Source organism: Clostridium sp. YIM B02500 (assembly GCF_022324665.1).
In the GTDB taxonomy this organism is placed as follows: domain Bacteria; phylum Bacillota; class Clostridia; order Clostridiales; family Clostridiaceae; genus Clostridium; species Clostridium beijerinckii.
In genome coordinates, this window is the sequence record NZ_JAKGTE010000029.1 from 39,311 (window position 1) to 54,212 (window position 14,902).

Annotated in this window: 14 protein-coding genes; 2 read left to right on the plus strand and 12 right to left on the minus strand. The window is 30.8% G+C overall.

Annotation, left to right across the window (positions count from 1 at the left end; genetic code table 11):
* Positions 1 to 90: 90 nt before the first annotated feature.
* The 9 genes from hypE to L1S46_RS20230 form a co-directional block, all read right to left on the minus strand.
* Entirely contained in the window at positions 91 to 1,092 is a 1,002-nt protein-coding gene (hypE, locus tag L1S46_RS20190; protein WP_236897534.1) for a hydrogenase expression/formation protein HypE, read from the minus strand.
* Positions 1,093 to 2,172, minus strand: a complete 1,080-nt coding sequence (gene hypD / locus L1S46_RS20195) for a hydrogenase formation protein HypD (RefSeq protein ID WP_012059199.1) — start codon at positions 2,170 to 2,172, stop codon at positions 1,093 to 1,095.
* Positions 2,169 to 2,396, minus strand: coding sequence for a HypC/HybG/HupF family hydrogenase formation chaperone (locus L1S46_RS20200; RefSeq protein ID WP_012059200.1), 228 nt, complete (start codon positions 2,394 to 2,396; stop codon positions 2,169 to 2,171). Before L1S46_RS20200 ends, hypD begins: the two co-directional genes overlap by 4 nt.
* A 159-nt stretch (positions 2,397 to 2,555) precedes the next feature.
* The gene (hypF, locus tag L1S46_RS20205) at positions 2,556 to 4,856 is read right to left on the minus strand and encodes a carbamoyltransferase HypF (RefSeq protein WP_236897532.1); all 2,301 of its coding nucleotides are present in this window, start codon (positions 4,854 to 4,856) and stop codon (positions 2,556 to 2,558) included.
* A 199-nt stretch (positions 4,857 to 5,055) separates the two neighbouring features.
* Entirely contained in the window at positions 5,056 to 5,316 is a 261-nt protein-coding gene (locus L1S46_RS20210) for a hypothetical protein (protein WP_077828934.1), read from the minus strand.
* 16 nt (positions 5,317 to 5,332) lie between these two features.
* Entirely contained in the window at positions 5,333 to 5,806 is a 474-nt protein-coding gene (locus L1S46_RS20215; RefSeq protein ID WP_077828928.1) for a hydrogenase maturation protease, read from the minus strand.
* A gap of 20 nt (positions 5,807 to 5,826) precedes the next feature.
* Entirely contained in the window at positions 5,827 to 5,973 is a 147-nt protein-coding gene (locus L1S46_RS20220) for a hypothetical protein (RefSeq protein WP_155715494.1), read from the minus strand.
* A 154-nt stretch (positions 5,974 to 6,127) separates the two neighbouring features.
* On the minus strand, positions 6,128 to 7,519 hold the full coding sequence (locus L1S46_RS20225) for a nickel-dependent hydrogenase large subunit (protein ID WP_236897530.1): 1,392 nt from the start codon (positions 7,517 to 7,519) through the stop codon (positions 6,128 to 6,130).
* Between the two features lie 70 nt (positions 7,520 to 7,589).
* Positions 7,590 to 8,465 (minus strand): hydrogenase small subunit, encoded by an 876-nt coding sequence (locus L1S46_RS20230; protein ID WP_236897528.1) that lies wholly within the window; start codon positions 8,463 to 8,465, stop codon positions 7,590 to 7,592.
* A 446-nt stretch (positions 8,466 to 8,911) separates the two neighbouring features.
* Between L1S46_RS20230 and hcp the strand changes: the two genes are divergently transcribed.
* Complete coding sequence (gene hcp / locus L1S46_RS20235) at positions 8,912 to 10,558, plus strand: hydroxylamine reductase (RefSeq protein ID WP_077828931.1); 1,647 nt, start codon at positions 8,912 to 8,914, stop codon at positions 10,556 to 10,558.
* Positions 10,559 to 10,673: 115 nt separating this feature from the next.
* Here the strand turns inward: hcp and L1S46_RS20240 are convergent, their stop codons facing one another.
* Together L1S46_RS20240 and L1S46_RS20245 are read right to left on the minus strand one after the other, a co-directional pair.
* Positions 10,674 to 11,090: a flavodoxin gene (locus L1S46_RS20240; RefSeq protein ID WP_238900817.1), complete on the minus strand. Its 417-nt coding sequence runs from the start codon at positions 11,088 to 11,090 to the stop codon at positions 10,674 to 10,676.
* A gap of 191 nt (positions 11,091 to 11,281) precedes the next feature.
* Positions 11,282 to 11,995, minus strand: coding sequence for a Crp/Fnr family transcriptional regulator (locus L1S46_RS20245; RefSeq protein ID WP_012059208.1), 714 nt, complete (start codon positions 11,993 to 11,995; stop codon positions 11,282 to 11,284).
* Between the two features lie 270 nt (positions 11,996 to 12,265).
* On the opposite strand from L1S46_RS20245, the gene L1S46_RS20250 reads away from it, so the two are divergent.
* The gene (locus L1S46_RS20250; protein WP_236897526.1) at positions 12,266 to 13,498 is read left to right on the plus strand and encodes an FprA family A-type flavoprotein; all 1,233 of its coding nucleotides are present in this window, start codon (positions 12,266 to 12,268) and stop codon (positions 13,496 to 13,498) included.
* A gap of 196 nt (positions 13,499 to 13,694) precedes the next feature.
* Here the strand turns inward: L1S46_RS20250 and L1S46_RS20255 are convergent, their stop codons facing one another.
* Positions 13,695 to 14,885, minus strand: a complete 1,191-nt coding sequence (locus L1S46_RS20255; protein WP_077828933.1) for a flavodoxin domain-containing protein — start codon at positions 14,883 to 14,885, stop codon at positions 13,695 to 13,697.
* Between the last annotated feature and the right edge of the window lie 17 nt (positions 14,886 to 14,902).

Consider the following 14,902-nt stretch of genomic DNA (forward strand, 5'->3'; position numbering starts at 1 on the left):
TAGGTATAATTTTAACTCGCTTTATTTCATTTGACTATTAATTCCTTGATGACAAATAAATGATAATTTCACTTCTCTGTGCATATTACCTTAGCATATTCTAGGCAGCATACTTACCTCTAAAGGTGATACTACTCTCTTTCCACCAAATCCGTTTTCTATAAATATATTCTGATTAGAGTCTTTAATAAATTCACCTATAATTCTCGCTCCTTTTCCTTGGTCAATTGAGCGAATTATATCAAGTACTTTTTTTGCTTCGGTTTCTTTTACAACTAGTACCATTCTTCCCTCACAAGCCATATATAATGGATCTAATCCTAAAAGATTATTTATAGCCTTAACACTTTCACTAATTGGAATTTCCTTTTCTATTAGGTGTATCCCAAGCTTGCAAAGTGATGAAAATTCATGCAATACAGTAGATAATCCGCCTCGAGTTGGATCCCTCATTATTTTTATAGAAGGAAACTGTTCCTTAAGTTCTTCTATAAAATGAAATAGTGGTGCACAATCACTTTTATAGTCTCCTTTGACTTTTAAGTTATATCTCTCTACTGCAATTGTTGTTCCATGCTCTCCAATTTCCCCAGTTACTATGATTTTATCTCCTTCTTCAATAGGTTTTACTTCATATCCGTTAATTATATATCCAATTCCGCTTGTATTAATGAATATTCCATCTACACTTCCCTTTTCAACTACCTTTGTATCTCCTGTTACTATCTTAGCTCCGCATTCTAAACAGGTTTGCCCCATAGACTTAACAATTTTTTCAAGGCTCTGCATTGAAAATCCTTCTTCAATTATAAAACTCGAACTTAAATAAAAGGGCTTTGCTCCAGATACAGCTAAATCATTAATAGTACCACAAACTGCAAGCTTTCCTATGTTTCCCCCAGAAAAAAACAGTGGCTTTACCACAAAAGAGTCTGTGGTGAAAGCCATTTTTCCTTGTACTGCTGTAAATGTTGCTGAGTCTTGCTCTTGCAAGAGAATATTATTATTAAAATATTTGTAAAAAAGCTGCTCAATTAATATTTTTGTATGCTTTCCTCCATCACCATGAATAAGCTTAATCATTTTATTCATTTATTCCACTCCCCTATACTTATAAAAAATAGAGCAAGATCCCTCCGTAGATACCATACAAGGTCCTATTGGATGCTCTGGTGTACAACCTTTTCCAAAAAGCTCGCATTTATTAGGTAATTTCTTCCCCAATAAAATTTCACTGCATGCACAAGCTCTAATATAGTTTTTCTCAGAAGTCTTACTTAAATTTATTCCAAATCTTTCAGAAGCATCATATTTTTTATATTTCTCCCTCAAAGTAAATCCAGAATCTTTAATAACTCCTATTCCTCTCCATTCATGTTCGCAATATGTGAATACTTCACTTATTAATTCATTTGCTCTTTTGTTTCCTTCTTGGCTTACACAAGTTTTATATAAATTTTCAAATCTTTTTTCAGTTTTATTTTGTTGTTTCGTCAAAAAATATAAAGCACCAGCAATATCTAAAGCTTCAAAACCTGCAATTACTGCTGGAATATTATATTCCTCTACAATAAATTTAAAATAATCTGCTCCTTTTACTGCTGCTACATGTCCTGGACACATTAATCCATTTATATTGTGATTAGGCTGCTTAAGTATATAATGGAGTATTGGCTCCATTCTTTTCATTCCTATTAAAAATGAAATATTTCTTATATTTTTTTCCTGTGCTATCTTTACAGCTAAAGCGATTATAGGAGTTGTAGTTTCAAATCCTACTCCAAGAAAAACTATTTCCTTATCTTTATTTTCTTCTGCAAGTGCTATTGAATCTAAAGGTGAATATAATACTTTAATATCTTTTCCTTTTTCTCTTTGCTTAATTAAATTTTCTCTACTTCCATTTACTCTCATCATATCCCCAAAAGTACTTAAAATCACATTTGAATTCTTAAGTAATTCTATAGCTGCATCTATATAACCTTCTGGAGTAACACAAACTGGACATCCTGGTCCTGACAATAAATTTATATTAGGATTAACCAATTGTCTAAATCCAAGTTTTGAAAGTGCCTGAGTATGAGTTCCACAAACTTCCATAACATTAAACTTTTTGACTGGAGACTTTTGAATTTCGTTAAGAATATTTTTAATCAAGATTTCTTTATTCATACTTTTTCCTCGCTATTAAGTATTGATTTAAATATCCTTTGTAATTCTTCAAAATAATCCTTGTCAATCTTTTGAATAGCACAGCCTGCATGGACTAAAACATAATCTCCCACTTTTAGTTCTTCAATAAGCTGAATATTAATTCTACTCTCTAATCCCATAATATCTATTATTGCACTATAGCTATCTATATCTCTGACTTGTGCTGGAATTGCAAGACACATAAACTTACCTTCCTTCTTCATTTACACTTACAAAAATCGTAAATCAATCTGATAACCTATTTTTCTAACATAGCATCAGTAGATTAACTTAGTAAATACAATATGAGTTCACCTTCCTTCTTGGTCTTATAAAAAATATACGTGACAAATTTGAATATATTATTTCTTTTCAAGAATTGCATTTGTAACATGGAGCTGGCCAAAAGAAATTCCCTCATCATTAGTTGGGATTTGTTCATTATAAAACACTTTAAATCCTTGCTTAATCAGATTTACATATATTCCTTTTAAAAGATAATGATTTTCAAAAACACCACCACTAAGAACAACTTTATCTATATGCTCCTTTTCTCTAAGCTTACAAACTAAATCACATGAAGCTTTAATAAGTGAGTTGTGAAATTTAGACGATATCTTAGAAATCAATTCCTTTTTCTGAATATCCCCCAAGATTCCTTCAATAATGCTTTTGTATTGAATATTAAAAATACCATTTGCCTCTTTAATATCCCATAAATAACTTTCTTTAATTTTATAATCAATAATATTTTCTAATTCTATTGCTGCCTGTCCGTCATAAGATATACTGTTTCTGATTCCGCATAAGGCTGCTACTGCATCAAACAATCTTCCAACACTTGAAGATAAAAAACAATTTATTTTTGAATCTAAAGCTTGTTTAACCACTTTAATTTTTTCATTATCTACTCCTTGAATTATTTTTTCTGGATCATAACCCAAAGCATATAAATAACTTGAAGCACATCTCCAAGGTTCTTTTATAGCTTGTTCTCCTCCTTGGAGATTTACATATTTCAATTGCCCTGCTCTTTTAAATACGCTTCGATTTCCAACCAAAAATTCGCCACCCCATATTGATCCATCAAGTCCAAATCCAGTACCATCAAATATAATTCCAATTACAGTATCATAAATAGAATGTTCAGCCATGCAGCTAACCATATGAGCATGATGATGCTGTACTTCTATTTTTCTCATTTTCTTTTCCTTTGCATATTTAGTACTTGAGTATGCTGGATGCATATCGTACGCCAATACTTCTTCATTAATATCAAATAAATTGCAAAAATGTTTTAGTACATATTTAAAATTCTTATAACAATTAAATTCTCCTAAAGCACCTAAATACTGACTTAAATATGCGTATCCATTTTTAGAAACACAAATAGTACTTTTCTGCTGCCCTCCAACCGCTATAATATCATTTTTAACTCCTGTTTTTAATGAATAAGGCCTATATCCTCTTGCACCACGAATAACCTTTTCTACTTCACCTATGACTTTTACAACAGAATCATCAACCTGTACGTAAATCTCCCTGTCATTCATCAGAAAATAATCTGCCACTGTATTTAAATGTTCTAGTGCTGCTTCATTTTTATATTCCATTGGCATACTGCTTATATTTCCACTAGTCATAACTAAAAGATCTAACTTTTCATTAAATAATAGATAATGAAGGGGTGTATATGGAAGCATTACTCCTAGACTATTTTGCTTTGGTGCTATAGCCTCTGGTAATATAAAAGGATATTTCTTCTTTAAAATTACAATGGGTCTCTTATTGCTGCTTATTACTTCCCCTTCTTTATCTGATATATAGCAAATCTCTTTGATAACACCAATATCTTTAGCCATCAAAGCTAATGGTTTATCCTTCCTTTGCTTTCTACTTCTAAGCAAGTTAATAGCTTGCTCATTTCTTCCATCACAAACCAGATGAAAGCCTCCAATCCCCTTAATCGCCAATATTTTTCCTTCCTCAATAAGTGAAATAGTTTCTTTAATAGGATCTTCACACTTAATTTGTTCTCCATGATTATTTGTTAAAAAGAGTTTAGGTCCACAATTTTCACAGCAATTTGGCTGAGCATGAAATCTTCTGCTGAGTGGATTTTCATATTCCTCTTTGCATTTCTCGCACATATAAAATTCTTTCATAGTAGTATTCTGTCTGTCATATGGCAAAGCCTTGATAATTGAATACCTAGGTCCACACTGAGTGCAATTTGTGAAAGCATATTTATAACGAAGGTTTCCTTTACTTCGAATATCTTCTAAACATTCATCACAAACTGCTATATCAGGTGAAACAAATCTCATTCCATTCTTTTGTTCAGCGCTATCCTTAATAACAAATTTTTTATTATTATTTTCTTTAATTATGAATTTATTTTCATCTAAGCATGAAATAGTACTTAAATCTTTTTTAATTAAAGTACACTCAACTCTTTCTATTTTTGCAATACTCGGAGGTCTTTTTATAACATTAAACATAAACCGTTTTATGTTTTCCCTCTCACCTAAACAGTCAATTACTACGGCACCACCTATATTTTGAACAGATCCACGAATTTTAAAGTCCCTTGCCTTTTCATATACAAATGGACGGAATCCAACGCCCTGAACAATTCCGTAAATTTTCACTATATATCTCATATATTAAAGACCTTCTCTATTTATATGTTATGAGCTATCTCATTAAGTAATTTTCATTCTATATATTGTTTTGTATACAAAAAGGCAAACTCAATATATTGTATAATGCATTACTAGAGTGACAGCCCCTTGTTCTAATTTTCACCCTGATCCTATCTAACGATATATTGGGATAATATCGAGTTTCCAATATAGACTTCTAATTTTCATTTTGTTCGCCTTGAATGCTTTTAAGAATTGCTGTTTGATCCTGTATATCTTCTCTCTGTACATTAATTTTTGTCCATTTTCCGACTAACTTTGAATTAAAATTCTGAAGATGTTCATAAAGATTCTCCTCATTAACATGACTTCTGTGATTTACAATAACAGTGAATGTTTTAACTTTATTAATATTATTAGCTTCACATATATTCTTTAATTCTTCTGAAATCTTACTTAATAAAATAGTATCATGCATATTTTTCACTATCCCTTCATTTATTTTTTGACCGCAACTTAAGTACATATGTTTCTATTTCATCTAAAATCTTTTTAGAAATTCCTTCTAATTTCTCTTGTAATTCTTCGCTCAATCCAAAGCCAATTCCAACATCATTAACTTCGATTCCATAAATTTGCCCTTTAGCACTAGGATAAAAAAGTTTTAATAAATCCAAGAAATTATAACTATGCTGGGAATATCCCTTTTTCTTAGAAACAAAATCATCTAACTGCAAACAAGTGATTTCACCTGGACTCTTTCCATAATATGCAGCATCTAAAATAAAAATATAATCATCTTCTTTTACACTGGCAATACTGTATTGAACATCGGTTTCTCCATAAATAACTTTAATATTTTTTTCTAAAAGCTTCTTTTCTATCTTTTTTGCTACTTCAATTCCTATACCATCATCCCTCATTAAAACATTTCCAATCGCAATCACTTTAATATTAGAGTTTACCATAATATATATTTCTCCACTTTCTATAGATAAACGAATTTCGATCCAAATTTGTACTTTAAAATGTATTCCACACTAGAAAGAATGAATACTCTTTTGTGTAGTGTTGCATCTGAGAATATCGCTGTAGGTATTTCTTTAGCAGAAGTTGTTCCACTGTTGCTTGTCATGAGCTTCCCTCAGGAGCATGCAACAGTGGGTGCAACTTCTGCTATTAGAAATCCACAGCTGTATTCTCCAGTAACCGAAACAACAGAGTATTCATTCTTTCGGCGAGTTATCACATAAGTATGATTTTTAACTTGTTTATCTCTGCATATATTTTTAAACCAAAACCTCTACTATTTCTGTATCACCTGCTGATCCAATCAAATGAGTTGCACAAGATACACATGGATCAAATGATCTTACAATACGACCGATTTCTATAGGCTCTCTAATATTGTTTAATTTAGTTCCAATCAAGGCTCCTTCTATAGTTCCAGGAAGATTTGACTCATCCTTAGGTGATAAATTCCATACGGTTGGTGTTATGATATTATAATGATTAATAACATTCTTATCTATTTCAATCCAATGACCAAGAGCACCTCTAGTAGTATCAGTTAAGCCTGCACCATAAGCTTTCTCTGGAATATTATAAGTTTTTTGATTATTAGGTCTTAGTTCTACTCTTTCAATAAGCTTACTCATTATTCCTATAATCTTTTCTGTTTCCAATACCCTTGCTATATTTCTATCCATACATGAATGTCCATTTGTGTATTGTCCACTCACTATTAACCTTGCTAAAGGACCAACTTCCATAGAAAGTCCTAAATAACGGGGAGCTTTTATAAAAGTGTACGCATCTAATTTAGATAAATCTACTTCTTCCACCCCTTCGTCCTTTTTATACCACGAATAATGGATTTGCTCTGTGATTTTATCTGCTTCCAAAGGATATTTTACATTATCCTTCATTACTCCTGACTTAACATACGTAATCTCAGGATCTTCATATTTATCAAATACTCCATAAGTCATAAAATATGGATAAGATTGTCCTTTTTTAAAATAATCAGAGTAATATTTAGAAATTATCTCTACATCTTCTTTCATTATATTTTTTACAAAAGATTCTATCTTTCTAATAATACTTTTTACTTTTTCTAGTTTATATGCATCTATATTCACCGTAACTCCACCTACAAAAATCCCATGGTTATGAGGCGCTTTTCCTCCTAGAAGTGCTAATCCTTCATGAGCTAATCTACTGAGTTCAATACTTTTTATATAGTCCTGTTCTATTTTTTTGTTTATTTTATCTGGTAGTCTATAATCAGTATATTGTTGTTCTTCTATTAATTTTATGTTTGATATTTTTACATAACTTGGCATAGACAGAAGATAAAAATGTCTCAAATGATTTTGTATAAATTCAAAGCCATGTAAAATATCTCGAATGTAATTATCATTTAAGCTAACAGTTACTTTTAATGCATCTTCTAACGCTAAAGTAGAAGCCATTGAATGAGCAGTAGAGCATATTCCACAAATTCTTTCTGTAAAATATACAGCATCTAAAGGTGATCTTCCTATTAACATTTTTTCAAAGCCCCTAAAGAGTAGTCCACTTGCATTTGCTTTAGCAATTGTATTTCCTTCTACTTCTGCTTTTATTTCCAAAAAGCCACTGATTCTTGTTACTGGATCTATAGTTATTGTTTTGCTCATAACTCCTCCTTATGGCATAATTAATAAAATAATTTATCAGTATGATTGTTCATCATTTTATTTCATGTGCCTAATACTTTACGAAAGGTTCCATTCCATCTGGGAATTGTGCATTTGCACACCCAATACAATTTGTATTATCTCCAATAGGCCAGTTAACGTATCCATTCCATTTTCTCCTTGGGCAATCAGTTTTTGTGACAGGCCCTCTACATCCTAGTTTGATCATGCAGCCTTCATCTCCAAACTTTTGTGCAAATATACCTTGATCAAAAAATCCTCGCCTTGTACAATTATCATGAATTGTAACTCCATAGAAAAGTAATGGTCTTCCCTCACTATCTAATGCAGGTACACCATAACCAATCAAATATGCTAAAGTTCCTACTACCCAATCTGGATGGCAAGGACAACCTGGTAGTTTAATAACTTGACGATTTAAAACTTCCTGTACACTTTTACTTTCTGAAGGATTTGGTTTTGCAGCCGATATGCCCCCGTGAGAAGCGCAAGTTCCTACTGCTACAACATACTTCGCTTTTCCGCCAGCTAATTGTATTGCATCTAACGCTGTGATATTTGTCCCATTATAATTTGCTACAATGTTATAACGTCCCTTTTCTTTTGTTGAAACTGCCCCATCCACTAATAATATAAACTCTGTATCTAGCGTTTCTAAAAACTTTTCAAAAGCAAGCTGCCCTTCTAATCCCATAAGTGTGTTGTTATAAGTAAAATTCACCATGTCAGTTAAAATATCATAAAGCCCAGGATTTTCACTATTAAGTAAGGAAATTATATTTCCTGAACATCCTGTCACTTCAAGCCATATAGCATTCATCTTTTTAGCCTTTTTATCTTTTAGCATTCCTACAACATCGTTTGCAAGTCTCTTTGACGTATGAATCTTAGCTTTTGTAAGTGGACATACTTTTCCACTAGTCAATTTAATTCCTCCATAATTTATTACTTCTTTCCTCTTATTTAAAAATTAGAACTTTTCATTTTCTATAGCAATTATCATTAATATAAGCTAAATTATGTACTGGTTTTAGATTGCAAATGCGTTCAATCATTTCTACAGCTAAAGTATATGATTATAATAATTTAAAAATGCTACACTCTATTCCCAATCCTTAACTTTATAAGATTTAATTCCTTTCGATAGTATTATTATTTAAATAAATCACTTCGGAATTTCTCCTATAAGAATCAGAAAAACATCACACATATTTTTTAATTATAATCAATGTTTTGACAAAATTTTGTTATTTATTGTGGTTATTTTTACATTTTAATGAAAATTATATTATTATATTTTATTTTTATCCAATTTTATTGTATAATATATCCGTAGGAATATATTATGTAAATATGAGAGGAGTTTTTATTATGGTAGAAAAAATGTTTTGTTATCAATGTGAACAAACTGTTGGGGGTAAGGGATGTACTAAAATAGGTGTGTGTGGTAAAACACCTGAAATTGCAGCAATGCAAGATTTATTGATTTATCAATTAAAAGGAATCAGTGTTTACGCAAAAGAACTTTTAAATAAAAATGAAAAGGTTGACACATCAGTAGCCTCCTTTGTTGAAGATTCTTTATTTATGACATTAACTAATGTTAATTTTGACCCTAAGGCTCACCTTATTCAACTTAAAAAGTCTCAAGAAATTAAAGAGTCTTTAAGAGCAAAGGTTAAATCTGAAAATATCACCTCTCCTGAAGCGTTGTACAACCTAAGTGATTCTAAAGAATCTATACTTGAAGATGCTGAAAAAGCTGGAATAATGTACGATGAAAACTTAGATCCAGATATTCGTTCTCTTAAAGAAACTATAAAATATGGTTTAAAAGGAATCGCTGCTTATTCTCATCAAGCTAGATTTATAAAATATACTAGCGATGAAGTAAATGACTTCTATTTTAAGGCTTTAGCAGCCTTAGCTGATGATAGTTTAAATCTCGAAGATTTGATTAAACTTGCAATGGAAACAGGTACTATGAGTGTTAAGATTATGGAAGTTTTAGATACTGCTAATAATACTACTTATAGTTCTCCATCACCTACAAAAGTTAATGTAAATATTAAAAAAGGTCCATTCATAGTAGTTTCTGGACATGATTTAAGAGATCTAGAAATGTTACTTGAGCAAACTGAGGGTAAAGGAATAAATATTTATACTCATGGCGAAATGTTACCTTCACATGGATATCCTGAATTAAACAAATATCCTCATTTAGTGGGTAATTTCGGAAGTGCATGGCAAAATCAACAAAAAGAATTTGATAATATACCTGGTTGTATTTTAATGACAACAAACTGCTTAATGAGACCAAAAGATTCTTATATAGATAGAATATTCTCAACAAGTGTTGTTGGATTTGATGGTATTAAACATATTGAAAAAGATGAAAATGGATATAAGGATTTCTCTGAAATAATAAATAAAGCACTTGAACTTGGTGGTTTCACAGAAGACGAAGAAGTTAAAGAAATTTTAGTAGGCTTTGGGCATAAGGCAACCTTAAGTCATGCTGAAACAATTATTAATGCAGTTAAAGACGGAAAAGTTAAACACTTCTTCTTAATAGGCGGATGTGATGGTGCAAAGCCTGGAAGAAATTATTATACAGAGTTTGCTGAAAAAATTCCAAGTGACTGTATTATTCTTACTTTAGCATGCGGAAAGTATCGTTTCAACAAATTACAATTTGGTGAAGTTGCAGGACTTCCAAGATTGCTTGATGTTGGACAATGTAATGATGCATACTCAGCAGTTAGAATAGCTTTAGCTTTAGCTGATGCATTTAACTGTACAGTTAATGATTTACCTTTATCAATAGTGTTGTCTTGGTATGAACAAAAAGCTGTATGTGATTTACTAGCATTACTTTCATTAGGCGTAAAAGGAATGTATATTGGGCCAAGCTTACCTGCTTTCTTAACTCCTAATGTATTAAATTTCTTAGTTGATAATTTCGATCTTAAACCAATCAGTACTCCTGATGAGGATTTAAAACAAATATTAGGCTAAACTTTGAAGTTGGACAATAAATTGTTCTATTGTAAAATGCATAAAACCACTGTATAAAATTAAAAGCCATGCAATAAGTGAGATAAATCTCCTTATTGCATGGTTTTTGTTATTCCTATTTTGCTATTAATTTTCCAAAATCTCTGCATTTGTCTTCATCTTCACCTTCAGGAGCTTCCTGCACGGTTAAACCTTCGCTTATTAATATAGCACCATATGACTCCATTCTCTTTTCCCATTCTGTCATCCATTCACCATTGCCCCATCCCCATGAACCAAAAAGAGCAACTTTCTTTCCTTGCAAACTTCCTTCTAATGATTTAACAAAAGGTTCCATTTCACTTTCATCTAATTCTTCTGATCCATAAGCTGAGCATCCTAAAATAAGTATTTCTTCATTATTAACATCATCAAGTGTTGCATTTGATACTTCAACTAATTCGGCTTTCTTCCCCTCTGATTCTATTCCTTCTAGAATTAAGTTTGCCATTTTTTCTGTATTTCCTGTTTGACTAAAATATACAATTTTCATATAACTTCCTCCAATCACTTTTCTCCTAAAAATTTATTTTTTATCTATTTCTTGATATAAGTATAACTTTATTAATTTAAATAAAATGTGATTGAAATCAAATCAAGAAAAAATCTGATATACGCAAGTTTGATATCTATATAAAAATAAATATTCATTATTACATTAATAAGCAATAATGAATATTTATTTTATATATAGTTCTTCAAGCCTTCTTCATCTATAATGATTATTGTTTTTGTTCCTATTATTTTTATTAGATTTTCATCTTCTAATTTCTTTAATTTCCTGCTTATGGTCTCCCTCGTCACCCCAATATAACTCGCCATATCTTCCCTTGATATGGGTAGTTTTACAGAAATATTACCTTCAACATTTTCTCCATACTTCTCCATAAGCTCTATAATTAAATAAGCCATTCTTGAGTCAACATCGTTAGTTGCTAAATTCTGAACAAGATTTTCAACTTTTGATAATCTCTCTCCTACTGTTTCTAATACCTTTATTCCAATCTCAGGATTCTTCATCATTATATCTTTCATTTCCTCCTTAGTAAGAGTACATATTTTAGCATCCTCTATAGCTTTAGAATTAAATCCATATTTAGATGGTTTTATAAGTTCTAATTCCCCAAAGAAATCTCCTTCTGAAAGTATATGTAGTATCTGTTCCTTACCATCCTTAGTATATTTATATAATTTTATTTTTCCTTCATTTATAAAATAAAGTGTATTAGCTATATTACCTTCAGTAAAAATAACATCGCCTTTATTAAATTCTTTATGATTAATTTTATTTACAATCTCCACTAATTCGTCTCTATTTAAATTCTCAAATATTGGAACCTTACTAGCACAAAGTCCTCCTCTGCAATTATTGCAGCAATTACCACAGTGAATATTCATAACAAATCCTCCTATCTATAAGATATATCTACAAATACTATCTTACTTTAAGTTGTGTCCCGTGTATATTTAATTCTAACTAAAACCACTCAAGTAATATTCTCCTTAGTATCATTATAATAAAAAACTCATGAAAACTTAATCTTAATATTTTGATTTGAATCATATTTTTATAATTGATATGGATATAAAATAAAATCATCGAAAGACAACAACTTAGAAAACTAATTGAAATATAAAAATAAATACAAATTATGGAGGTTTTATATTATGGAACAAAACATTATGCTAGGTAAAAATATATTTTGGGTTGGTAAGGTAGATGATAGAGATGTGCCTTTTCATAGATTGACTTTAACTAAAGGAACTACTTATAACAGTTATTTATTAATGACAGAAAAGCCTACAGTAATTGATACTGTTGATATGAGTTTTGGAAGAGACTTTGTACAAAACTTAGGTAATAAGATTGAACTTGATAAAATTAAATATATTGTAATTAATCATACAGAACCTGATCATTCTGGTGCCCTTGGAAGCTTAGCAGCCAAAGCAAAAAATGCTGTAATTGTATGCACAGAGCCGGCTGTAAATGAACTTAAAGAGATGTACAGGCTTCATAATAGAGAATTTTTAGTTGTAAGTGATGGTGATACTTTAGATATAGGAGGCAAAATTCTTAAATTTATACAAACACCATATCTTCATACTGAAGAAACTATGATAACTTATTGCGAAGATAATAAAATTTTATTTCCTTGTGATATTTTCAGTACTCATGTAGCCAATTATGAATACTTCAATGACTTAGCTCAAGTAGACATAAAGGAAGACTTTATTACTTATTATAAATTGATAATGCATCCTCACAGAAGATATGTTCAAGAAATGATTGAAAAAATCAAAGATTTAGATATAAAGATGATAGCCCCTTCTCACGGATTTATTATTAGAGATGAAGTCCAAAGCTTTATAGATATTTATGATAATATGAGCAAAAATACAGAGCTAGATAAAAAAGCACTTATTCTATACTCTACTATGACAGGTAATACAAAAAAGATTGCAGGCATTTTTAAAGAAAAGTTTGAAGAGCAAAATATAACTTCAAATATTATTGATGTAAATAAAGATGCAATGGATAATATAATGAATGCTATTAATGAAGCTGACGCAATCTTCTTTGGCAGCTCAACTAAATATGGTGACATGATTGGAAATATGGAAGAGGTACTAAAGAATCTTAAAACTCTAAATTTAGAAAACAAGCTAGGCGCAGCATTTGGTTCTTATGGCTGGAGTGGAGAGGCTATAGAGGTTATACAAGACTATTTAAATAAAAATAATTTAAGATCATTAAATACTTCTGATATAATTAAATCTACTGGTATGACTGATATAGAATTACCTCTAAGAATTAGATTTTCATCAAAAGAAGACAACTTAAAGAGCATTGATAGAATAGTTACTTATACTAGTGATTTATTGTTTAGTACAATTTAAAATAAGGCGCATGAAAAGAAATAAAGTGCCCAAAGTTGCCGTAGATATTTTTCATCTATAATCTACATCAAAAGGATCTTGTGAGATTAGGCACAAAACAGCCTTTCTTTCCTAAGATCCTTTTGATATTAAATATAACATTTATTTGCTTAGTATATGTGTCTCACCCACTATTTAATCAAACTATTATTAATATTTAAAATTCTTCTAACACTTTCTGACCAAAATTCTTTCCAAAGGCTATGCACTCTTCAAGTTCGTCATCATTTGGCATATATTTAAACTTTAATCCATCTTCAACAACTTTAATTTTAGCCCTTGTTAAATAGTTTGTAAGAATATCTGTTGATTCTCCACCCCATCCATAGCTTCCAAAAGCTGCACCTACTTTCTCATTAAACTTCAATCCAATTAGGTCTTCAATAAGAGGTAATAAAGACGTTAAAATTCCACTATTAACTGTTGATGATCCTAGTATTATTCCCTTTGATTTAAAAACTTCAGCTAATATATCACTTTTATCTGAAGTAGCGACATTAAATATTTTATATTCTACCCCTGCTTCTCCTAGGCCTTTGCCTATAAATTCAGCCATTTTATGAGTAGCCCCCCACATTGAATTATATGCAACCACTACACTTTTATTTGATTTTCCAGCTGCCCACTCATAATATTTCTCCACTATCATCATTGGATCTTTTCTCCAAATGATGCCATGAGCTGGAGCTATCATATCTACAGGTACTCCAAGTTTTTTAAGTTCGTCTATTTTTTTTGTAACCAGTTTACTAAAAGGAGTAAGTATGTTTGCGTAATATTTAAGAGCTTCCTGATTAACTTCTGCTTCATCTACTTCATCATTAAAAATGCTCGAAGATGCATAATGCTGTCCAAATGCATCATTAGAAAACAATATATTTTCTCCAGTAAGATATGTAAACATGCTATCAGGCCAGTGAAGCATAGGAGCTTCTATAAATACAAGATTATTTTTACCTATATTTATCTTCTCCCCTGTGGAAACGACCTTAAAATTCCACTCCTTATGATAATGCTTCTGTATTGACTCTAAACCTTTTTTCGAAACAAAAACTGTTGCATTAGGAATATGCTCCATTAATGCAGGTAACGCTCCTGAATGATCAGGTTCCCCATGGTTCATAACAACATAATCAATCTTTGATATATCAGTTACCTCTCTCAAATTTTCAAGAAACATCTCTGTTAAAGGCTCCCATACAGTATCTATAAGAACCGTTTTTTCATCTTTAATAAGGTATGAATTATAAGTACTTCCTCTATGGGTAGATAATTCATTTCCATGAATATGCCTTACTTTCCAATCGGTGGCGCCAACCCAATATACTCCATCTCTAAGTTTCTTCATTCTAATTCCTCCCATTT